The organism is Actinoplanes sp. NPDC021490, assembly GCF_055562135.1.
Window position 1 is genome coordinate 16996 of sequence record NZ_JBVHFW010000003.1, and the last position, 21358, is coordinate 38353.

Below are 21358 nucleotides of genomic sequence, written 5' to 3' on the forward strand. Positions count from 1 at the left end.
GCGATGTCTATCTCACGCGGCGGGATCGGCCCGGGCGCTTGAAGACGTAGATTCCGCCGCCGACGAGGACGACGGCGAGGATGATGCCGAAGACGTCGACCCGGTAGATGCTGGAGGCCAGCATCAGCACGCCCACGATGATTGCCAGTCCGGCGAGCAGTTCCATGAGGTAGCCGAAAACGGATCGGGCCGTGATATCCACCATGGACGATCGGTGCCCGGCTTGTCGGCCAGCCAAACGTTACGTCCAGGCGTGGACGTCACCAGTCACTGGGTAGCGCCTGTCGAAGGCCGAGTTTGCTGCCGTCGGCGAGCTGAACGACGGCGAGCCGGGATCCGGGAACGTCGACGATGCCGGTGGTGGGGTCGCCGTTGGTTACCGGCGCAGTTCCGAGGACGGCGAGTGAACCGTCGGCTACCTCGCCGAGCCCGGTGGCGCCGGCTTCGATCAGCTCACCGCGGGTCTTCTCGATGTCGTCGGTGTCGAGGAAGACAAGGGGCGCGTCCGTCCAGGGCAGAGAAGTGAGGCCGATTTCGATGTCGGGAGTCTTGAAGACGGCGAAGTCGGCCTGGCCCGGCACGCGCTCGACGCCGCCACTGGAGAACGACGGGCCGGCGCCGAAGACGGTGGACCAGGCGTCGACGCTTGCCTGGAAATTGCGGGCGGGAAAGACGACGGTGGCGATTACTGGAGTGTTCATGGGATACAGACCACTCCCCAACGCGGCAGGCTTGCTTCCTCATTGGAAGTTAGGGTCGGGCGCATGCTGACCACTTCCGCGCGAGTGCTGCGTTTGCTGTCGCAGTTGCAGGTTCCCGGCCTGCACACCGGTCCGGCTCTCGCCCATCAGCTCGGGGTTTCGCCGCGGACTGTGCGCGCCGACATCGCGACCCTGCGCGAGCTGGGCTATCCGGTGACGGCGGTGCCGGGCGCCGCGGGCGGATATCGGCTCGGAAACGGCAACCGGCTTCCGCCCCTGCTGCTCGACGACGACGAGGCGGTCGCCGTGGTCGTCGGCCTCACCGGTTCCGCGACACACGCCATCACCGATATCGCCGACGCGTCCACGCGCGCTTTGACCAAAATCGTGGCTATGCTGCCGGCCCGCCTACGGCCGAGGCTCGCCACCTTCAGCGCGGTCGCGTCCAGCGCCTCTGCCGGCGGCACGACGGTCGGAATCGACGTTCTGCAAAGCATCGCGGCGGCCACCCAGGCGCGGGAAAGCCTCCGGTTTCTGTACACGAAAGCGAGCGGCGCACAGGCGCACCGGGAGGTCGAACCTCATCGCATCGTGCTGCGAGCCGGCCGTTGGTACCTCGTCGGCTGGGATCCGGCGAAAGCCGATTGGCGCACCTTTCGGGTGGACCGCATGCGGGTCAAGACGCCCAACGGGCGACGGTTCACCGCCCGGGCCGCGCCGGAGGACGGTTTCGAGCAATACCTGGTTCGCTCGATTCAGACCGCGCCGTGGCAACAGCGTTACCGCGTACGGCTTCATGCGCCGGCCGAAACGATCCGGCGCCGGGCCCCACTGGCAGTGCAGGTGGAACCGGATGGCGAGGATACGTGCATAGTCACCGTCGGCTCGGAAACGGCCGCCTCGGTCGCCCGTTATCTGAGCTGGTGGGAAGTGCCGTTCGAGGTACTCGATTCACCCGAGTTACGCCACGAGGTCGCGCTGCTCGCGGAACGGTACAGACTGGCTGCGGCTTCTTGAGAGCCGAGGCGGGGGAAGATCACAGAATGAACATGCTGTGGCGCGATGTCTTCGTTCCCGACCGCGTGGTGGGCAGCGACGGATTCACCGCCGAGGTCGGCGGCGTGGTCGAGATGCCGTTGTCGTTGTTCTGCCGGTTCCGGACAGCTGTGGACCGGGACGACGACCGCCGGCCGTCGGTAACCTCGGTGCCGGGTGATTACCGGCAACCCGACAACCGCAGAATCTACGACCTTGTGGGCCAGGCTGTCGCTGTGGAAAGCACCATCTGGGGCGACGGATGGATGCTCGACGTCGACGGGCTCGGGATCTACGTCAGCGAGGCGGATGCCGGGCCGACGCGCGGAGCCCCGATCTCTTACGTGTACCGGGAAGCCGGCTCGGATCCGGCCGCGCCCGTTCCGCAGGCGGGCACATGGACGCGCGTGCGTGGTCAGCTCAGCATCGCCGAAGCGTACGAGACCGGGGGTTTCGAACCTGAGGCCGAACTTCTGCACCACGCGGTACGAACTTGGCTTGTCCGCCGAGCGGTCCGCCTGACCAGGGGGCAAGGCCACGATGTGCGAGTAATTCGGCCCACCGGCCGTCGTCACAAAGCCGCTTGGACCACCGTCGGCTACCTCCTCGATCTGGAACAGGTTGATATGAATCAGATGGAGGCCAGTTGACGACATATGGATCGCGGATGGCGGCCGGCTACGACCGCGGCCGAAATCTTCATTCCCGCGACATCGAGAGGTGGATGGCCGCGGCGGGCCCGTACCTGCCCCGGGCCGGCGGCCGGATTCTCGACCTTGGCGCCGGTACGGGAAGGTTCAGCGACGCCCTCGCCCGGTTCTGCGGTGCAACCGTCGTCGCTTGTGAGCCGTCGGCGGCTATGCGAACGGCCTTTCGCTCGGCCTTCCCGCGTGCCTTGGTTGTCGGCGGTGCCGCCGAGACGATTCCCTTTGTCGCCGGCGCCTTCGACGCCGTGTGGGCTTCCCAGGTTGTTCATCACGTCCGGGACCTGCCGGCGTTTGCCGCGGGTCTGCGTCACATTCTGCGGCCCTCGGGACACCTGTTGATCCGTGGCGGATTCGGGCCGGTGCAAGACCTTTTCCTGTACCGATACTTTCCGCTCGCGTGGGCCGAGGGCAACGCGGTGCGTCTTGGTCTGGAGCGGATCACCGGCGTGCTGACCGACGCGGATTTCGTGATGGTCAAACACGTTCAGGTCGAGCAGATCTTCGCCGAGAACGCCGACGAGGTGGTGGCGAAGGTGAAAGCCCGTTCGTTGAGTCCTCTCGCCGGTCTGCCCGACCACGCGTTCGAGCAAGGGCTCACGGCCCTGCAAGAGGATGCCGATCAGGGGCGCATCGCCGGGCCGATTGTCGATCGGCTGGATCTGGTCGTTTTCCGGGCGCCGCCGGTGCCCTGACTTACCGGGGAACGCGACCCGGCTCAGCTCTTCGCGTCGCGGACGTCCGTGCCGTGCTCGGCGAACGCCTTGAAGTCCTGCATGTGCTGTAGCGACTGCTTGCGGAAGGAACCAGGCATCACCATGCCGACCAGTCGCATCAGCACGTTGCTGAACCGGTACTCGTTCTCGCTCACCCAGAGCGTCGTCTCCGGGCCGGTTTCGGTGAAGCGTTCACGCGCGGCGCTCCACATGCCCTTGGCGATGATCTCGCGCTCGAAATGGACGATCCCCGGCCGGTCCACCGGATCGCGGCGCGTGATGGTCTCGACGGCCTCCATTTCCTGCTGACCCATCCTCAGCACCACTCGCGACTGGTGCCGACCTGACCGTGCTCCCCGCTCAGCGGCTCGTGAAGCACCAGGTCTCGCAGCCACTTCGGCAGATGGGCCTGGTCGGCGAGCAGCTGGACCACCCGCTCCCGCGGTAAGGCGATCTCCATCGAGACGGTGTATTTCATGAGGGCGCGCTCCGGTTCTCGGGCGAACGGACGAGGAATCCGTGCAGGCGGATGCCGTCGGCGTTGACATCATCGGGGCGGGGTTCGCCCTCGAGTACGAAGCCGAACAGCGCGCGCAACGCCTCCTCCCCCAGTTCCAGCGGGTGAAACGGCAGCGGGTACGGCTCCTCGTCCTCCCAGTCCGGGTCCGGCTCGACCGGGTGCTCGCCGGCCCAGAACGGGCGCTCGAATTCCAACGGCTCGCCGATGTTCTCGGCGACACCGCCGTCGGGGGAAAGGCTCAACGAGCGGACCAATTGCCCGTCGTCCCACACCGCGAAGCAGAGCCAGTCGACGGCCGAGTGCATGCCGTGCATGACGATCCGCCGGCCCGCGCCGAGCTTCACCAGGTGCTCCGGGAGTTCGGACGGCCAGTCGAGGACAAGCCGGTTGTCGCACACGATCTCGGCGCCGGCCAGGACGGCTGCGTACGTCAAGTTGTCAGGCGGGTAGGACAGTCTCGTCAGGAACCCGCCCTCGGACGGTGTTACTTCCTGCCCGGGATGGATGGTGCGGACCAACGTCTGCGCCTGCGCCGGTGTGGACGGGTTCGCGCCGAGCAGCGCCAGCCGCAGATCACCGTCCGTGAAAGCCAGCAACGCCGTCTTCGCACCCATGGCACCGGATCCTAGTCAGCGCTGGTTGAGGCTGCGGCCGCGCCGGTGGCCGGTTCGTACGCCGAGGATGAAGGCGCCGACGATGAGCAGGACGCCGATGAGCACGAGGCCCGGTGAGTCGTCGCCGCTGCCGTACAGGATGGCCAGTACGCCGACGGCGGCGAGGGCGAGCCCGGCGGCGAGGATGGTGGCGAAGGATTTCACGACGTCTCCTGTCCAGGGTCGGATGCGGCTGCGCCAGACGGCGTCGGCGGGCAGGCCCCGGGCCATGCGGGACATGACACTGAGGGCGATACGCCAGTCGGCCGTGCCGCGAGCTTGCTCGTACGTGATGTGGTCGTGCAGGTCGGAGCGAAGCTCGCCGAGCCGGCGCTCGGCGACTTCGGCCGGGAGTTGACGCGTGTAGCACCGCACCCACCGGATGGCCAGGTGGGCGGCGCGACAAGACGGCCGCGTCCTCATGCCGGCCCCGGGGCGAATCGGGGGACGCGGCCCGCCGTCCGGTCGGCGCGGACCCGGTCGGCGATGTGCAGGCCCTGGGCGGTCAGCTGATAGAGCCGCCGGCGCGGACGGCCGGTGCCGGCCTCGGCGGGGTCCTCCCAGTCGGAGCTCAGCAGGCCCAGCTCCTCCAGCCGGTTCAGGGCCTTGTACAACGTGCCGTGCGCGGTGAGGGAGCGCGATCCGTTCTGCTCCTGCATGATCCGCGCGAGGCCGAAGCCATGGAACGTCGCCTGCCCGGCGCGGTGCTCCAGCACCGCGGCGATGAGGATGTCGGCCTCGAGCGGCAGGAGCGTTCCCGGTTTGCGTGGGGGCACGATCCCACGTTAGGAAGATATCTTCCTGAAGTCAACACGGGATAATGGGAGTCATGCAGCTGTTCGTGGAAGCGGTGTCGTCGCTGACGTTCGACGACGGCTCGCCGGTGCGGGCCGCGTCCGCGATCGCCGCTTTCGGCGACGGGTGGCTTGTCGTGCAGGACGACGCGACCCATGCGGCGTGGTTACGGCCGGGTTCGGTCACCGCCGTACGCGTCGTGGAGCCGGTCGACGGCCTCGAGTTCTTCAGCTCGGCGGCCGGCACGAAGCATCTCAAGCCCGACTTCGAGGCGGCGTGCCCCGTTCCGGTCGATGGCCGGCAAGCGGTTCTGCTGCTCGGCTCCGGTTCGACCGACACCCGGATGCGAGCATCGCTCGTCACGGCCGACGCCGCCTTCACCGCGGTCGACCTGGCACCTGTGTATCGCAAGGTCGCCGCGGCTCTGGGCATCCCCCGTGCTCACCTGAACCTGGAGGGCGCGTGCCCGGTCGGCGGCCACTTGCGCTGGTTCCAGCGCGGCAACGCGGCCGCCGGAGTGCCGACCGGTTGCGTCGACGTCGACCTGACCGCTCTGCTGGCCGCCGCCGCGGGCACGGGCCCCGTCGACAAGATCAGTGTCGGCCAGCCACGGCGCTACGACCTGGGCACTGTTGACGGTGTCGCGCTGGCCGTCACGGACGCGGTGGCGCTGACCGGCGGGCGAATCCTGGTCAGCGCGGCCGCCGAGGATACCCCGAACGCAGTGGACGACGGCCCGGTTATCGCCGCCGCGCTGGCCCTGCTCGACGACGACGCTGTGGTGGCGGTGGCCGAGCTTCCCGCCACGGCCGACGGCCCGTACAAGGTCGAAGGTCTGGCGGTTGTCGACGAGGATCCCGAAGGTCTGCGGCTGCTGGCGGTGGTCGACGCGGACGACCCGACGGCCGCCTCGTCCCTGTTGACGCTGCGCCTGGAGTGGGACGCGTCCTGATCCGTCCTATCGCGCGACGGCGCCCGCCGGCGGCTGAAACTCCGGATACAAGTCGAAGACCGGCTCTGTGGCAGCCGCGAGACCCGCGAAGACGTCGAGGGACTTGTCGAGCTCCTCGTGCGGCTGGTCGAGGGGCTCCACCTGCAGGCGGTCGCACCAATACCAGCCGGCGACCTCGACCTTGCTGAGAGCGGCGACGTCGTTGATCAGACTGCCCCGGAGCTCGTCCCAGCCCCACAGCTCTCCGTTGCCGTAGGCGGTTGACGGCGAAGCTCCACCGCGGCACAGATTCCACGCGGTGACGCCGTCCTGGAAATCGTCACCGGTCAGCCGGCTGCGCCCGGTCTGGGGGTCCGTCAGAATCCAGCCGGAACCATCCCAGTACTCGACCACCCAGTGGTCGATCCAGCGTTGCGCCACGAAATAGCCGGCAAAGCCGCATCGGATGCGGGCCGGTGTGCCCGTTGCCCGCAGCAAAGCGCAATGGAGCAGCGCAAAGTGGTAGCAGAAGCCGAACATTCTTCGCTCGACGGGCCGTTCGCTGTCCAGGGGCGACGAGTCGATGCCGAGCACGTTGTCCAGGATCGCTTCGGCGCCGACGGTTTCCATGTGTGACATGCGCTCGGCGGAGAACCGCAGGCCCTGGACCGTCGCCGTGTAGTTGTGAATGAGCAGCCCGCGCACGATCCCGCCGAGCGCCTCGGGGTCCGCGGGAAGGCCGGACACCCGGTCCCGGTGCCGCCCGAGGCCGGAGGTCGGGCTCGGCTGCCGGTAGAAGCGTGCGATGTCATCCATGGGCCGAGAGGGTACAAATTCGCGGGCCCCCACACCAATGCTCACCGCACCGGGGCACGTTCGGAAGATGACGACTTCCCCGGACGTGCCCCGTTCCGCCTCACACACCGCTACAGAGCCAGGTGATAAAGGGACCAACCCGGGCCATGCTCCCGGGCCGCGGTGAAACCGCCGATACCGGTGCCGTGCCAGGAGTAGAGCTTTGTTCCGTCGGAGTTGATGTTGATTCCCACGAGGTCGCCGTGGCCGTCGCGGTTGAGGTCGCCCATGCCGGCGATGGTGCGGAACGCGCGATAGTTAACCCAGTCGCTCCCGATTGACGTCCGGGAGGAGAAGGTGCCGTTGCCGAAGCCGTACCAGATGCTCAGCTTGTCCTCGGACTCACCGATCGCGACGAGGTCCGCATTCCCGTCGCTGTTGAGGTCGCCGGCTCCGGTGATGGTCTTCTTGTACGGCCCCCAGCCCGGACCCAACCGAACACCGGCGCCGAAACCTCCGCCGCCGTCGCCGTACCAGAGCCACAACGCGTCGTTGCTCCGGTTGACGCCCACGAGATCGCCGTTGCCGTCGTTGTTGAGATCGCCGGCGGCCGAGATGGCGCCGTAATCGAACCTGTCGATCTCGTCATAGAAGGTGTAAGGCTCCCAACCGCAGCCGAGCTGGGTCTTGTTGCCGAAGCCGCCCGCCCCGTTGCCCAGCCAGCGGAACAAGCAGTAACCGCCGCTGCTGCCTACGCCGATGGCGACGAGGTCGCCGTTGCCGTCGCGGTTGAGGTCGCCGACCGCGCTCAACGAGGTCCAGTGGTCCTGCCAGCCGCAGCCGACTTTCCAGGCGCGTCCGAACCCGCCGCTGCCGTCGCCGTACCAGCGGTACAGGCAGTAGTCGCTCTCGTTGATGGCGACCAGGTCGCTGACGCCGTCGCGGTTGTAGTCGTTGCGTTTATCGGCGAGTGCCGCCTGGGCGGGCGCCGCCACCACGGCCGTGAGGCCCACCACCAGCAGCGCGACGGTGAGAAGCCGGACCGTTGTCCTCCGGATGTGCCGACGAATCATGACGTTGCTCCCCCGTTCTTCAGGTATCGCTTCGGCCAGCCTGCGGGGTTGCTGCAGCCTTGTCGTCAGCACTGAGCGCACAGTTCTAAGCGCAGAGTGCAACGGGGTCAGTGGGCCGGGGCCAGGGCGTAGGAGCCCTTGCCGTCCCGCTTGACCGTGTACATGGCCCGGTCGGCCTCGCGCAGCAGGAAGTCGCCGTTCTCGGTCAGGTCCGTGGCCACGGCGATTCCCACGCTCGCGCCGACCCGGGCCGAGCCGCCCTCGACGGCGACCGAGCTTTCCACCGTACGGATGATCCGCGCGGCGATGTCGTGCAGGTCGTCGCCCGGTTCGGGCAGCAGCAGCACCGCGAACTCGTCACCGCCGATGCGGGCGACCGTGTCGGTGGCGCGCAGACAGGCCTGCAGCCGCTGGGCGACCACGCGCAGCAGGTCGTCGCCCGCGGCGTGGCCCCACTCGTCGTTGACCTGCTTGAAGCCGTCCAGATCGATGAGCATGGCCACCGCGGCGTGGCCCCGGGCCAGGGCGGCGTCGAGGCGTTCGGCGTAGAGCACCCGGTTGGGCAGGCCGGTCAGGCTGTCGTGGAAAGCGTGGTGGCGCAGCCGGGCGGCCAGGGCGTCGCGTTCGGCCAGCGAGGCGTGCAGCCCCTCCTGGGTCGCGTGCAGCTCCTGCACCTTGGCGTCGAGCTCGTCGAGCAGGCGGGCGTTGTCGCGGAACGCGGTGAGCTGGCGCAGCACCACCAGCAGCGTGCTGACCGCGGCGCCGGCCAGGCCGACCGCCACGGTGACCGGCTCGTCGCGCACGACGGCGATCGTCAGCAGCAGATAGGTGACGGCGATCGACCCGTACGGGAGCAGGCTGTACGGTTTTCGCCGCCGCGGCTGCAGCACCTCGGGGTGCCCGGCGAGCTGGATCTGGTTGACCCGCAGGGCGATCGTCAGCAGGGCGTGCGCGGCGACCGTGAAGGCCAGGTACCAGTGCAGCCGGCTGTCGGGCAGCCCGTCACGGCTCAGCGCGTCCGCCCCCGACTTGACCGCCGCCCCGCCCGCGCCGATCAGCCCGCACAGGCGGGTGAAGGGCGCGGTGCCCGACATGACGAGTTTGGCCACCACGAAGACGCACAGCAGGATGATCACCGGCCCGGCCAGCACCGGCGCCGCCATGTCGAGCAGCGCGGCCGGACGCTCGGGCACGACCAGATACCAGCCGACCACGACCGCGGCGACCATCACGGTCGCCACGTCCAGCCAGAAACGGCTGCGTTCGCGGCGCGAGCCGAAACCGAGGGGGACGGTGAGCAGGGTGAACATCAGCAAGGCGCTGCCCACCGCGAGGGCGATCACCTGGAACGGGCCGCCGGTCGCCGCCGTGAGGGCCGACGGGTCACGGGCGGCGACGGCCACCTGAGCGAGGTCGCCGACGAGGTAGATCACGCCGGCCGCCGCCACCGCGCGCCAGAACCTGCGCGTTGGTACGGGCAGGCCGGGCATCCGGGCGGTCGACCGGGCGACCCAGGCGAGGGCGACGTGGATGACCGCCACGAAGATCCAGGCGGCGACGACCTGGACGCCGGTGGAGGCGAAGTCGGCGGCGTAGAGCGCGACCACAGCAGCGGTGGCAGCCGTCAGCCCGACCAGCAAAGGGTCGGGATCGGCCCGCCGCCATCGGGCCCGAGCGCGCAACGCGTAATCCCGGATCACATCCACCTGCGCCACAATCGACCGGCCGGCACCCCGCTGAAGTGCTCGACGGCAACTGTTTCACAAATTGCCGCCCCAGAGACCCCGAGACCAGTCATTCCCGTACGGGATGGCCGGCTCTGCCGCAAAGTCCGGCGCGTCCGGCAACGAGCGGTTTCCTCCTCAGTTCGGGTATTCCGCCGAGGTGGCCGAAGTCGTGCCGGTGCAGCCGCTGCGCCCGCACACACAGGCGTAGGGAAATGTGCCGCTCGTGCTCCGGAGGCGAAGCCCGGCCCGCCGATCCGCGACCTCAGGTGCCGGAATGTGACAGGCCGAAGGCGATGAGGAAGCCGGCCACGGTGATCAGACCGATGAGCAAATGCGCCTGTTCGAACGCCTCGGGAATCATCGTGTCGGCGACCATGGCCAGGATCGCACCGGCGGCCAGGGCGGTGACCGCGGCCAGCACCGCCGGGGAAGCGTCCCCGAGCAGGGTGTAACCGGCGACCGCGGCCAGACCGCTGATCAGCGCGATGGCGGTCCACAAGCCGAACACGTACCGGGCGCTGCGCCCGGCGTTACGCATTCCCGCGGCGCTCGACAGCCCCTCGGGCACGTTGCTGATGAAGACCGCGGCGACGGTGACGACCCCGACGGCGCCGCCGCCGAGCAGGCTGGTGCCGATGACGATCGACTCGGGGACGCCGTCGAGCAGGGCGCCCAGCGCGAGGGCGGTGCCCGACCCGGCCTGCTGCTCCTCGGAGGGCTGCTGGGCACCGGAGCGCTTGCGGTGCCGGGCGCCGTGGCGGGCCAGCACGACGTTGCAGCCGGTGTAGGTCACCGCACCGGCCACCGCGCCCAGCACGGTGGGGGTCATCCCGCCGCGGTCGTCGGCCTCGGCGATGAGCTCGAAGGCGACGGTGGACAGCAGCACGCCGGCGCCGAAGGCCATGATGGAGGCGACGATCCGGCCGGGTATGCGCGCCAGATAGCCGACGGCGGCGCCGGCTATCAGGGCGGAGCCGGCCAGCAGGCCCCAGCCTCCCGCTTGCAACCACTGCGGCATGACGTGACGCTCCGTCCTCCCGGTGCCGGCACGAGCCGGCGGGCGACTCGGGACAAGGCAACTGTTGACAGCTGTATCAGCGGGCGACCCGCGTATGCCCGGCCGGGCGCGCGCCAACCGGGCGACTTCGCCACGGCCCGGTGCGGGCCTGCGGTGTCTCGGGACGCGGGTTCAGATCCAGCCGTTGGCGCGCGCCTTGAGGGCGGCCTCGACACGGTTGCGGGTGCCGGTCTTGCCGATCGCGGCGGACAGGTAGTTGCGGACGGTGCTTTCGGACAGGTGCAGCCGGGCCGCGATGTCGGCGACCGTGGCACCCTCCACGGCCGCGGCCAGCACGTCCCGTTCCCGGTCGGTCAGGGGGTTGGCTCCCGTCGACAGGGCGGCGGCCGCGAGAGCCGGGTCGATCACCCGCTGGCCGGCCAGCACCCGCCGCACGGCCGCGGCCAGTTCCTCGACCGGCCCGTCCTTGACCAGGAAGCCCGCCGCCCCGGCCTCCATCGCCCGCCGCAGATAGCCGGGCCGGCCGAACGTAGTCAAAATCAGCACCTTGCAGCCGGGCAGCCGCTGCCGCAGCGTGGCCGCGGTGTCCAGGCCGCTGCCGTCCGGCAGTTCGATGTCCAGCAGGGCCACGTCGGGACGGGTGCTCAGCGCGGCCGTCAGCGCCTCGGCCGCGGTCGCGGCCTGGGCCACCACCTCGATGTCGGGTTCGAGGCCGAGCAGCAGCGCCAGGGCGCCCCGCATCATGCCCTGGTCCTCGGCCAGCAACAGCCGGATCATGCGGTGTTCCGGCCGCGAGCAGCCTCGTCACGAGCAGCCTCGTCGCGGGCAGCATCGTCGCGGGCAGCCTCGTCGCGGAGAGCCGACCCGGTCACCGGCTCCGCGGCGCCGGTCGGCAACCGGGCGGTGAGCCGCAGCCCCCCGCCGGGCGCGGGCCCCACGTCGAGCGTGCCGCCCGCCGGGCCGAGCCGTTCGGCCAGGCCACGCAGGCCGTTGCCCGGCTCCGGGCGCCCGCCCACCCCGTCGTCGCGGACGGTCAGCACCGCCCCGCCGGGGCCGGCGTCGACCGTGATGTCACACCGGGAGGCCCGGCTGTGCCGCAGGACGTTCGTCACGGCCTCGCGCAGCACCCAGCGGAACACGTCGCCGGTCGCGGCGTCGAGCGGGTGCCCGGTCTCGCCGACCGTGACGGCGATGCCCACGTCGCTCAGCACGGTGCGGGCGTTGTCCAGCTCACGGCGGAACGTGTGTTCCCGGTAGCCGGTGACGGCCTGGCGGACCTCGGCCAGCGCGGTGCGGCCGATCTGCTCGATGTCGGCTGCCTCGGCCGCGGCCCGCTGCGGGTCGATCAGGGTGAGCCGGCGCACCACCTCGGCCTTGACCACCACCAGCGACAACGTGTGGCCGAGCAGGTCGTGCAGGTCCTGGGCGAAGCGGAGCCGTTCGCGCTCGAGCACCGTGCGGGCCAGTTCCTGCTGGGTGGCGCGCAGCTTCTCGACCAGCCGGGCCACACCGGCGAACCCCAGCGTCACCGATCCGGCCAGGGCCGTGACCAGGGCAGCCTGCAGGGTGTCACCGAGCGGTAGCCGATCAACGGCCCCGATCGTCAGCACCGCGGCGACACTGCCGCCGATCCACGCGAACGCCCACGCCGGCCGGGGCAGCCCGATGGTGCCGGCCGAGCACACGTACATGAGCAGCACCGGCCAGCCCTCCGGTCCGCCCGCGAACCCGGCGGCCAGCCCGATGCCGAGCACCGCGAGCAGACCCAGGCCCGCTGCCTGCCGGGCCGGGGCAACGGCCAGGCCGGCCACGGGCACGGCCACCAGCGCCAGGTAGAGCACCGCGAAGACGGCCAGCCCGGCGGCCGCCACCGGCGCCGGGTGGACCTGGCCCCGGGCGATCGCCGCAGCCGGCGGCACCAGGAACCACAACCACAGCGTGTGCGCGGCGAGCAGCAGCAAGGCACGGCGTCGCCGGACGACTCCCGGCGAGCCGGGCACCCCGGCGACCGGCTGCGACATGCAGGACACGGTAGCGGCCCTCAGCGGCCCGCCGCCGGGTGCCCACCGGCGGCGTCGATCGCGTTCCAGAACCCGCACTGGTGCTCGGCGCCCAGGTCGACCCGGCCGGGCCCGCCCGCGGTGAAGGCCCGGTCGTAGGGTGTGCGTTCGCCCGGGTCGACCGAGGGCCAGGGCGCCCGCCCGGTGGCCGCGAACTGCGCCCACGCGTCGATCATCTCGGCGGCCAGACCGGGCTGGACCGTGCCGGCCGTCAGGAAACCGGCGACGTCGAACAAGTAGGGCAACTCGTAGCCGTGGGCGGCTCCCCACGGGTAGCTGTCGGTCAGTGCAGGCCCGTGCCGTTCGGCGAACTCGTATGCGAAAACCGGCGCGTGCTGGGCCAGCAGCCGCTGGGTGGTCAGCGTCGGGCAGGCCCAGATGCGGTCGGTCGCCGCGGCCGCCCACGCCAGGCCGGGCGTCCCGTAGGCACCGGCCGGATAGCGGGCCGCGACCCGCGACGCGTCGGGGCCGAACGCCGTGCGCAGCACCGCCTCGTAGTCGGCCGCGGTGTACGGCCCCTGGACGATCTCGACGACGCCGATGATGGCCCGGTGCTCGTCGCGGTTGTTGCCGGCCAGCACCGGCACCCGCATCGCCCGGCCCGCCCGCAGTGCCGCCGCGGGCGCCTCGGGCAGCAGCGCCGTCCCGTAGGCCGGGGTCGTGAAGGCCTCGGCGCCCGTGCCGGTCGTCTCGGTGAGCAGCTTGGCCGGGTCGAGGCCGCGCAGGCAGGCCAGCGGCCGGTCGGCCGGGCAGCCGACCCGGGCGGCGAGGGCGGACCCCGTGCGCTCGACCGTCGCGCGGGGACTGAAGGACGACCCGGCCGCAATCTTGGGCAGGAACAGCCCGGCGGGCCAGTCGGTCAGGCAGGACCCGGATTGCAGGACGGCCCGGTCGAACAGAGCGCGGGCCGACGGCGAGGTCAGCTGGGCGCAGACACTCTCGGCGCCGGCCGACTCCCCGGCGACGGTCACGCCGGCCGGGTCGCCTCCGAACGCGGCCGCGTTGCGCCGGACCCAGCGCAGGGCCGCCTGCTGGTCCTGCAGCCCGAAGGTGCCGGAGCCGGCCAGCCCGGGCAGCCCCAGGTAGCCGAACACCCCGAGCCGGTAGTTGATCGTGACTACGACCAGGTCGCCCCGGCGGGCCAGCCGCGTCGCGTCGTAGTCGGCGCCCGACCCGTTCTGGAAGCTGCCGCCGTGCACGAACACCAGGACCGGATGCCGGCCGGGCGTGACCGGCGCGGTGACGTTGAGATAGAGGCAGTCCTCCACACCGACCGGCGGGCCGAAGATCGGGTTTTGCGCGCACCGCTCGTGGGGCTCGCCGGCGTCGAGGACCCCGGACCAGGCGGCCGCCGGCTGCGGAGCCCGCCAGCGCCGGTCACCGGTCGGCGGCGCCGCGTACGGGATGCCGTTGAACGTGCGGACGCCGTCGCCGGTCACGCCGCGGACCAGCCCCCGATCGGTGCGGACGACCGGCCCCGGCGCGGCCACCGCCGCCTCCGGTGCCGTCAGCACCGTGACCAGAGCCGTCAGCAACAGCCCGATCCACCGTCTCAGCCTGTGATGTCTCGTCGTGTCACTCATGCCTGCCACGCTAGAAACGCGGGCGTGGTCGCGGCAGAGCCGCCAATACGCGGTACGCGGTGACAAATGTCCTGCGCGGACGAACGCCGTTCCGCCGACGGGGTGATGCAAGACCGGTACGCGGTAAAGGTGCGGCCCGTGCTCGTTATCGTCTGACCGAAGGGCTGAGGTCAGCGGATCCGTAACCAGTGACGGCTGAAAGACCCAGTCCGGCGTTTCGCCATTGAGGAGCCGAGACTGTGACCACCACCGTGAAGTCCGCTGACTTGACCAACGGCACGACCGCCCACGACATGACCCTCGACCGGTGGTACGTGAAGAGGTCGCCCGGCATGTTCCCCTGGCGGGCCAGCAACGGGGAGAAGCTGACCGATTTCGAGGTCGACAACTTCCTGCGCTCCGGCCGCATCGTCGTCATGATGCCGGAGTAGGAGTCATGGTGCCGAAGTAGAAAGTCATGGTGCCGAAGTAGAAGCCCGGGACAAGCGGCGGCGGCGCAGCTCGGGCTCGGTGAGGGCGGGCGGCACGTAGGCGACATCGATCGGCCCGAGGTCCACGCCGGGCGGAACGACCTCGTCGATGGCGTCGAGGATGTCGTCGCCCAGGGTGACGCCCGCGCCGGCGAGCAGGTCGTCCAGCTGGGCCATGGTGCGCGGGCCGATGATGGCCGCGGTGACCGCCGGGTGGCTGATGGCGAAGGCCAGGGCCATGTGGGTCAGCGACAGCCCGGCCTGCCCGGCGATCGGCCGGAGCCGCTCGACGGCATCGAGTTTGGTCTCGTCGGTCATGTGCTTGGGCACCCAGTGCATGCGGGCGCTGGAGACTTGGTCCGGACGGCCACGGGGCCTATCGGTGAGCAGGCCCATCGCCAGCGGGCTCCAGACCAGCGTGCCGAGTCCGTAGCGTTCGCAGACCGGCAGGACGTCGCGTTCGATGCCGCGGTTGAGGATCGAGTACGGCGGTTGTTCGGTGCGGAAGCGGGCCAGACCGCGCCGCTCGGCCACCCACTGGGCCTCCACGATGTCGGCGGCCGGCAGGCTGGAGTGGCCGATCGCCCGGACCTTGCCCGCCCGCACCAGGTCGGTGAGGGCGGACAGGGTTTCCTCGATGTCGGTGCCCGGGTCGGGGTGATGGACCTGGTAGAGGTCGATGTGGTCGACGCCGAGGCGCCTTAGCGACGCCTCGAGCGCGGTGACCACATAGCGGCGGCTGCTGCCGCGCTGGTTGGGGCCGGAGCCCATGGGACCGTTGAACTTGGTGGCCAGCACGACATCGTCGCGGCGGCCGCGCAGCGCCTTGCCCACCGTCCGTTCGGTTTCGCCGTCGCCGCCGTAGACGTCGGCGGTGTCGATGACGTTGATCCCCGAGTCGAGCGCCCGGTGGATGATCCGGACGCAGTCGCCGGGGGCGGGATTTCCGTACGGGCCGAACATCATGGTGCCCAGGCAGAAGGGACTGACCTGGATGCCGGTGCGGCCCAGAGGGCGGGTGCGCATGGCCGGTCCTCTCAGAAGCTCGCGCTGACCTGCAGGATCCAGGTGACGCCGAAACGGTCGGTGAGCATCCCGAAGCCGGGGCTGAACGGCGACGGGCCGAACTTCTCGACGATCTCGGCGCCGTCGGTCAGCTTGTCCCACAGCGCGCTGACCTCGTCGCTGGTCTCGCCGGCGATGGAGACGAAGAACCGCTCGCCGGTCAGCGTCACGCCGTTCTCGCGCGTGGTGGCGGTCAGCGGCGCGGCCGGGACAGCCTGGCTGGGGACGTCGTACGCCATGATGCTGAAGCCGTTGTCCGCCGTGACCTGTCCGAAGACCACGTTGCCGGCGTCGGGCAGTTCCTTCGGCATGCCGAAGTCGCCGTAGGTGACGGCGGTCAGCTGGCCGCCGAAGACGGACTGGTAGAACTCCAGCGCCGCCCGGGCGTCGCCGCGGAAGTTGAGGTGGGTCGTGGTGGTGATCGCCATGGTGACTCCCTGTTCGGTGGTGAGGACCCAAGATTGACAGCAGTAGGTGACAGGGTGTGGCACCTACTTCGGGCAGACTCGGATTCATGCCGAAAACTTCCGCCCGGCTCCTGGCGCTGCTCTCCCTGCTGCAGGCGCGCCGCGACTGGCCGGGCACGCTGCTGGCCGACCGCCTGGACATCAGTCTGCGCACCGTGCGCCGCGACGTCGACCGGCTGCGCGAGCTCGGCTATCCGATCGCGGCGATCAAAGGTCCCGACGGCGGCTACCGGCTCAGCGCCGGCACCGAACTGCCGCCGCTGCTGTTCGACGACGAGCAGGCCGTCGCCCTGACCATCGCCCTGCAGGTGGCGGCCACCGGCGCGGGCGAGGGTGACGGCCTGGCCGAAGCGGCCGCCCGGGCGCTGACCACGATCCGCCAGGTCATGCCGGCCCGCCTCCGCCACCGCATCCAGGCGCTGCAGGTCACCGCCGTCGAACGACCGGCCACCCGACCGGCCGCGGCGGTCGGCGGCGACGTGCTTCTGACGCTCAGCGCGGCCGTCCAGGCCCGCGAAGTGCTGCGCTTCGACTACGGCGACCCCGGCCCGGACCGGCCTGCCCGCCGTGCCGAGCCCCACCACGTGATCACCTGGGACGGGCGCTGGTATCTGATCGCCTGGGATCTGGACCGCGCGGACTGGCGCACCTTCCGAGCCGACCGCATCACCGTACGGACACCCAACGGACCCCGCTTCACCCCGCGCGAGCTGCCCGGGGGCGACGTGGCGGCGTACGTGATCGGGAAGTTCCGCGGTTCCGGCGACGGCAGCTGGCCCTGCCAGGGCACCGTGATCCTCGACCTGCCCGCGGCCACCGTGGCCCTCTACACCCGCGACGGCATCGTCGAGGAAGCCGGCCCGGACCGCTGCCGGCTCACCCTGGGCTCCTGGTCGTGGCCGAGCCTGGCCGCCGCCATCGCCCGCTTCGACGCCGACATCGAGGTGGTCGGGCCGCCCGAGCTGACCGCCGCCTTCGCCCGCCTGGCCGACCGCTTCGCCGGCACGGTCGCGCGGGCCGCGTCCGGATGAGGCTCAGGTCGTGCCGGCGCAGACGTCAATCGCGGGTTCGTGCGCGGCGTACCGGTGCCATTTGGCCTCGGGAAGGCCGCCGGACCGGTCGCACAGAGCCGTTCGGGGCCGCCGGTATGCCGCCGGATCCCACAACCGGGCCGTCGTGTCGCCGCTCGCGGTGGCCAGGGCCCGGCCGTCGGGGCTGAACGCCAGGTCATAGACCGGAAAGGCGTGTCCGGTAAGAGGGGCGCCGGCCCGTTCGCCGGTGGCCGGGTCCCACAGCCGTACGGTGCGGTTCTCGCTCGCGGCGGCCAGCAGCTTGCCGTCGGGGCTGAACGCCACCGCCCACACCGCCTGGGCGTGACCGATCAGCGGCTCGCCCACGCGGTGGCCGGTGCGCGGGTCCCACAGCCGGACCGTTTCGTCGGCGCCCCCGCTGGCCAGCAGTTTCCCGTCGCCGCGGACGGCCAGGGCGTAGACGGCGCCGGTGTGCCCGGTGAGCGGCGATCCGACCGGCCGGCCGGTGGCCGCGTCCCAGATCCGCACGGTGCCGTCGCTGCCCGCGGTGAACAGCCGGGAGCCGTCGGGGCTGAACTTCACCGCCCGTACGGGCCCGGTGTGGCCGGTCAGCGCCGCGCCGAGCGGTCGTGCGGTTGCCGGATCCCACCGCCGTACGCTTCCGTCGGCGCCGCCGGTGGCCAGGACCCGTCCGCCGGGGCTGAAGGCCAGCGACCACATCGGCCCGCCCCGGCCGATGCCTCCCGGACGCCCGGTGGCCGCGTTCCACAGCCGGACCGTCCCGTCGTCGCCGGCACTGGCCAGAGTCGTCCCGTCGCCGCTGAACGCCACGGCCCGCACCGGCCCGGTGTGACCGGCCAGCGAACCGGCCGGACGCCGAGTGGCCGGATCCCACAGCCGTACGGTGCCGTCCGAGCTCGCCGTGGCCAGACGGCGGCCGTCGGGGCTGTAGGCCAGGGCGTTCACCGGCTTGGTGTGCCCGGTCAGCGGCGCTCCGAGCGGGCGGCCCGCGGCCGGGTCCCACAGCCGCACGGTGCTGTCCTGGCCGGCGGTGATCAGAAGTTTGCCGTCCTTGCTGAAACGCACGGCGAACACCGGCGCGGTGTGACCGGTCAGCGGCGGACCGGCCGCCCGCCCGGTGGCCGGGTCCCAGAGCCGGACGGTGGCGTCGTCTCCGGTGGAGGCCAGGCGGGCGCCGTCGGGGCTGAAACGCATCGACCGCACCGGCGCGGTGTGGCCGGTCAGCGGCGGGCCGATCGACCGGCCGGTGGCGGCGTCCCACAGCCGGATGGTGGCGTCCTGACCCGCGGTGGCCAGGCGGGTGCCGTCCGGGCTGAAGGTCAGGGAGTACACCGTCGCGGTGTGACCGGTCAGGGGCACGCCGGCCGGATGCCCGGTGGCGGCGTCCCACAGTCGCACCGTCCGGCCGCCGGCCGCGACCGCCAGCAGCTTCTCGTCCGGGCTGAACGTGGTGCCGTAGTGCGGGCCGGGATTGATCGGCACCGGCGTGCCCACCGGTCGCCCGGTGACCGGATCCCACACTCGTACGGTCTTGTCGTCGCCGGTGGTCGCCAGGTACCGGCCGTGCGGGCTGAACCGGACGGTCCGGGCCGGGCCGGTGTGACCGGTGGACGGCGTACCGATCGGCCGGCCGGTCGCCGGGTCCCATCGGCGTACGGCGCCGTCCGAGCCGACGGTGACCAGAAGCCGGCTGTCCGGGCTGAAGTCGAACCCGTTGATCGGCCCGGCGTGGCCGATGATGGGGGCCGTGGCCTCGCGACCGGTCGCCGGATCCCACAGGCGTACCGCCGTGTCGTCCTTGGCCAGCGTGGCCAGACGGGCTCCGTCGGGGCTCAGCGCGGCGGCCTTCAGCGGTCCGGACGGCAGCACCAGCGGCCGGCCGACGCGGCGTCCGGTAGCCGGATCCCACAGCCGCACTGTGCTGTCCGCCGCGGTGGCGGTGGCCAGCAGCCGGCCGTCGGCGCGCAGGGACACGATGGTGTTGTCGCCGGGCAGGACGCTGCGGGCGTCGCCCAGCAGCGCGCCGGCGGCGTCGAACGACTCGTCGGTCGGACCGGCGGCCAGGGCCGCGGCGGCGAGTTGCTCGGAGGTGGCCAGGTCGGCGCCTCTGGTGGTGCCGCTGACGGCGGCGAGCTGGCGGGACAGCGCCAGCGCGTGCTGCGCGTCAGCGTGGACGGCGTTGCGGTAGGCGAGCACGGCGGCGGTGCCGCTGACGACGAGCAGCACTCCCATGACCACGGTGACGGCCCGCCGGGCCCGCCGCCCGCGCTGGGCACGACGATGACTCGCCTGCAGGAAGCCGGCGGCGGCCGGATCGACGGGTAGCTGCCCGGCGGGATCGGCGGTCCAGCGGGCGACCGCGTGGCCCACGGCCACGAGACGGCCGCCGTGATAGAGGTACGAGGGATCGCGGTCGCGTTCCTGCCAGGTCCGGACGTCATCGGTGAGGGCCCGGTGCAGGGCCTGATCGGTGAGGCTGGGCCGCAGCCAGTCGTGCAGCCGGGTCCACGAGCGCAGCAGTTCCTCGTGCGCGATGGTGACCAGGCCGTTGTCGGCCACGGTGAGCAGCCGTTGCGCGGCGAACGCTTCGATCACCGGGGCGCTCTCGCCGGCGCCGGCCACGGCCCGCAGGGCGGCGCGGGTAGCCGGCCGCCGCAGGAGCTTGCCGTCGGTTGCGGTGGTGAGCTGCAGGAACATCCGCCGGGCGAACTCCTGCCCGTCCGGGTCCAGGCTCTCGTAGACCCGTTCGGCGCTGGTGCGCACGATGTCGGCCACGCCCCCGGTGCGGTGATATCCCGGCACCGTGAAACCCGTGGCGGCACCGGCCGGCCACATCACGAACATGACCTGGGACAGCAACGGCAGCGCGCCGCTGTCGAAGCCCACCGGCAGGCTGCGCTCGCGCAGGTCGTCCAGGATCGCGGCACAGACGGGTTCGGGCACGCGTACGCCCGCCTCGGCGGCCGGGCCGACGATGGCCTCGCGCAGCTCCGACTCGCTCATCGCCCCGACGGCGAACACCCCGGCCTCGGCCGCGTGGCGTACCGGCGCGAAGGCCAGCGCCTGGTCGAGGAAGTCGCCGCGGATCCCGGCGACCACCAGCGCCGCCGGCGCGTCGCCGGGGCCGGCCGGCACCGTGGCCATGCTGTGCAGCGCCTCCAGGAACCGCTGCTGTGCGCTGGTGTCGGCGTTGAGCGTGAACAGCTCCTCGAGCTGGTCGACGACCAGGACCAGGCGCCGGATGGCGTCGTCCGGCGGCCCGCCGGCGGCCAGCGCCTGCGCGGCAAGCAGATGCGCGGCGCCCGGGTTGGCCAGCAGCGCCTCGTGCACGGAGATGGCGTCGGTGCCGATGAGGTCGGCCAGGTGGATGGCGAGTTGCCGGAACGGATCGCCGGTCGGCGTGATCACCCGGCGCGGCCACGATCGGCCACCCGTCGCCTGCTCCTCGTGGGCCAGCGACCCCATCAGCCCGGCCCGCAACAGCGACGACTTGCCGGCCCCGGACGGCCCGAGCACCAGCAGCACGCCCGCATCGTGCGGATGCTCCCGCAGGCGCCGCATCAGTTGGCCGGTCAGCGCCCGCCGGCCGTAGAAGATCCGCGCGTGGTGCTCCTCGAACGCCGCGAGGCCCAGATAGGGGCAGCCCTCCCACGTCGGCCGGGTGGTCCGCCGGCCCTCACCGGCGCGCTGCGCGGAGCGATCGGCCTCGACGCCTTCGGCGTAGAAACGCGCCCGGGCCTGCTCGCGGTCGGTGGCCCGCAACGCCTGGGCGATCCGCACCGCCACGTCGGCGCCGGGCGCCGTCTTGCCCGCGAAGATCTCGCTCAGGTGCCCGACCGACACCCCGGCCGTGCTGTTGATCTTCCGGAGCGACGGCTCCCCGGCCCGCCGGCGCAACTCGAGGAGCAGGTCGTGCAGCCGGCGATGATCCCCCACGGGGGCAGCACCGGGCGCTACTTCCTGCTCACCCAAAGTGGCCACCTTCGCAGGCTA

Annotated in this window: 23 protein-coding genes; 6 read left to right on the forward strand and 17 right to left on the reverse strand. The window is 71.4% G+C overall.

What is annotated here, in order from left to right; translation table 11 throughout:
• Nucleotides 1-7: 7 nt before the first annotated feature.
• Nucleotides 8-205, reverse strand: a complete 198-nt coding sequence (locus ACZ3I4_RS08210) for a hypothetical protein (protein ID WP_465381182.1) — start codon at nt 203-205, stop codon at nt 8-10.
• A gap of 55 nt (nt 206-260) precedes the next feature.
• Nucleotides 261-701 (reverse strand): VOC family protein, encoded by a 441-nt coding sequence (locus tag ACZ3I4_RS08215; RefSeq protein WP_465381183.1) that lies wholly within the window; start codon nt 699-701, stop codon nt 261-263.
• 63 nt (nt 702-764) lie between these two features.
• Between ACZ3I4_RS08215 and ACZ3I4_RS08220 the strand changes: the two genes are divergently transcribed.
• Genes ACZ3I4_RS08220 through ACZ3I4_RS08230 form a run of 3 tightly spaced genes read left to right on the forward strand, consistent with a single transcriptional unit; the run spans nt 765 to nt 3135 of the window.
• Entirely contained in the window at nt 765-1718 is a 954-nt protein-coding gene (locus tag ACZ3I4_RS08220; protein ID WP_465381184.1) for a helix-turn-helix transcriptional regulator, read from the forward strand.
• Nucleotides 1719-1744: 26 nt separating this feature from the next.
• Nucleotides 1745-2386: a hypothetical protein gene (locus ACZ3I4_RS08225; protein ID WP_465381185.1), complete on the forward strand. Its 642-nt coding sequence runs from the start codon at nt 1745-1747 to the stop codon at nt 2384-2386.
• A gap of 17 nt (nt 2387-2403) precedes the next feature.
• Nucleotides 2404-3135, forward strand: a complete 732-nt coding sequence (locus ACZ3I4_RS08230; RefSeq protein WP_465381186.1) for a class I SAM-dependent methyltransferase — start codon at nt 2404-2406, stop codon at nt 3133-3135.
• A gap of 23 nt (nt 3136-3158) precedes the next feature.
• Here the strand turns inward: ACZ3I4_RS08230 and ACZ3I4_RS08235 are convergent, their stop codons facing one another.
• From ACZ3I4_RS08235 to ACZ3I4_RS08255, 5 genes are read right to left on the reverse strand one after another with little or no spacing between them, the layout of a single operon-like run.
• Complete coding sequence (locus ACZ3I4_RS08235; RefSeq protein WP_465381187.1) at nt 3159-3470, reverse strand: SRPBCC family protein; 312 nt, start codon at nt 3468-3470, stop codon at nt 3159-3161.
• Between the two features lie 2 nt (nt 3471-3472).
• Nucleotides 3473-3634 (reverse strand): SRPBCC family protein, encoded by a 162-nt coding sequence (locus ACZ3I4_RS08240; protein ID WP_465381188.1) that lies wholly within the window; start codon nt 3632-3634, stop codon nt 3473-3475.
• Nucleotides 3631-4290, reverse strand: coding sequence for a DUF6928 family protein (locus ACZ3I4_RS08245; RefSeq protein ID WP_465381189.1), 660 nt, complete (start codon nt 4288-4290; stop codon nt 3631-3633). Before ACZ3I4_RS08245 ends, ACZ3I4_RS08240 begins: the two co-directional genes overlap by 4 nt.
• Before the next feature lie 15 nt (nt 4291-4305).
• Complete coding sequence (locus ACZ3I4_RS08250) at nt 4306-4752, reverse strand: hypothetical protein (RefSeq protein ID WP_465381190.1); 447 nt, start codon at nt 4750-4752, stop codon at nt 4306-4308.
• Complete coding sequence (locus tag ACZ3I4_RS08255; RefSeq protein WP_465381191.1) at nt 4749-5105, reverse strand: PadR family transcriptional regulator; 357 nt, start codon at nt 5103-5105, stop codon at nt 4749-4751. The genes ACZ3I4_RS08250 and ACZ3I4_RS08255 overlap by 4 nt, the downstream gene beginning before the upstream one ends.
• 53 nt (nt 5106-5158) lie before the next feature.
• On the opposite strand from ACZ3I4_RS08255, the gene ACZ3I4_RS08260 reads away from it, so the two are divergent.
• Nucleotides 5159-6076 carry a DUF6910 family protein gene (locus tag ACZ3I4_RS08260; protein WP_465381192.1) on the forward strand — a complete coding sequence of 306 codons (918 nt, stop codon included), beginning with the start codon at nt 5159-5161 and terminating at the stop codon, nt 6074-6076.
• A 6-nt stretch (nt 6077-6082) separates the two neighbouring features.
• On the opposite strand, the gene ACZ3I4_RS08265 is transcribed toward ACZ3I4_RS08260, so the two are convergent.
• From ACZ3I4_RS08265 to ACZ3I4_RS08295, 7 genes are all read right to left on the reverse strand, one after another.
• The gene (locus tag ACZ3I4_RS08265; protein ID WP_465381193.1) at nt 6083-6871 is read right to left on the reverse strand and encodes a transglutaminase-like domain-containing protein; all 789 of its coding nucleotides are present in this window, start codon (nt 6869-6871) and stop codon (nt 6083-6085) included.
• Nucleotides 6872-6981: 110 nt separating this feature from the next.
• Nucleotides 6982-8004 (reverse strand): FG-GAP repeat domain-containing protein, encoded by a 1023-nt coding sequence (locus ACZ3I4_RS08270; protein ID WP_465381194.1) that lies wholly within the window; start codon nt 8002-8004, stop codon nt 6982-6984.
• Between the two features lie 26 nt (nt 8005-8030).
• Nucleotides 8031-9629, reverse strand: coding sequence for a diguanylate cyclase domain-containing protein (locus ACZ3I4_RS08275; protein ID WP_465381195.1), 1599 nt, complete (start codon nt 9627-9629; stop codon nt 8031-8033).
• A gap of 283 nt (nt 9630-9912) precedes the next feature.
• On the reverse strand, nt 9913-10668 hold the full coding sequence (locus tag ACZ3I4_RS08280) for a ZIP family metal transporter (protein WP_465381196.1): 756 nt from the start codon (nt 10666-10668) through the stop codon (nt 9913-9915).
• A gap of 171 nt (nt 10669-10839) precedes the next feature.
• On the reverse strand, nt 10840-11445 hold the full coding sequence (locus ACZ3I4_RS08285; protein ID WP_465381197.1) for a response regulator: 606 nt from the start codon (nt 11443-11445) through the stop codon (nt 10840-10842).
• The gene (locus ACZ3I4_RS08290; RefSeq protein ID WP_465381198.1) at nt 11442-12689 is read right to left on the reverse strand and encodes a sensor histidine kinase; all 1248 of its coding nucleotides are present in this window, start codon (nt 12687-12689) and stop codon (nt 11442-11444) included. Before ACZ3I4_RS08290 ends, ACZ3I4_RS08285 begins: the two co-directional genes overlap by 4 nt.
• A 20-nt stretch (nt 12690-12709) precedes the next feature.
• Nucleotides 12710-14311 (reverse strand): carboxylesterase/lipase family protein, encoded by a 1602-nt coding sequence (locus ACZ3I4_RS08295; RefSeq protein WP_465381199.1) that lies wholly within the window; start codon nt 14309-14311, stop codon nt 12710-12712.
• A gap of 239 nt (nt 14312-14550) precedes the next feature.
• Between ACZ3I4_RS08295 and ACZ3I4_RS08300 the strand changes: the two genes are divergently transcribed.
• Nucleotides 14551-14742, forward strand: coding sequence for a hypothetical protein (locus ACZ3I4_RS08300; protein ID WP_465381200.1), 192 nt, complete (start codon nt 14551-14553; stop codon nt 14740-14742).
• Nucleotides 14743-14766: 24 nt separating this feature from the next.
• Here ACZ3I4_RS08300 and ACZ3I4_RS08305 read toward each other — a convergent pair whose 3' ends face one another.
• Together ACZ3I4_RS08305 and ACZ3I4_RS08310 are read right to left on the reverse strand one after the other, a co-directional pair.
• Entirely contained in the window at nt 14767-15807 is a 1041-nt protein-coding gene (locus ACZ3I4_RS08305) for an aldo/keto reductase (protein WP_465381201.1), read from the reverse strand.
• 11 nt (nt 15808-15818) lie between these two features.
• A complete protein-coding gene (locus tag ACZ3I4_RS08310; protein ID WP_465381202.1) occupies nt 15819-16274 on the reverse strand; it encodes a VOC family protein in 456 nt (151 codons plus the stop codon).
• An 86-nt stretch (nt 16275-16360) separates the two neighbouring features.
• Here ACZ3I4_RS08310 and ACZ3I4_RS08315 point away from each other — a divergent pair, with 86 nt between their 5' ends.
• The gene (locus tag ACZ3I4_RS08315; RefSeq protein ID WP_465381203.1) at nt 16361-17344 is read left to right on the forward strand and encodes a helix-turn-helix transcriptional regulator; all 984 of its coding nucleotides are present in this window, start codon (nt 16361-16363) and stop codon (nt 17342-17344) included.
• 3 nt (nt 17345-17347) lie between these two features.
• On the opposite strand, the gene ACZ3I4_RS08320 is transcribed toward ACZ3I4_RS08315, so the two are convergent.
• A complete protein-coding gene (locus ACZ3I4_RS08320) occupies nt 17348-21346 on the reverse strand; it encodes an nSTAND1 domain-containing NTPase (RefSeq protein ID WP_465381204.1) in 3999 nt (1332 codons plus the stop codon).
• Nucleotides 21347-21358: the final 12 nt, after the last annotated feature.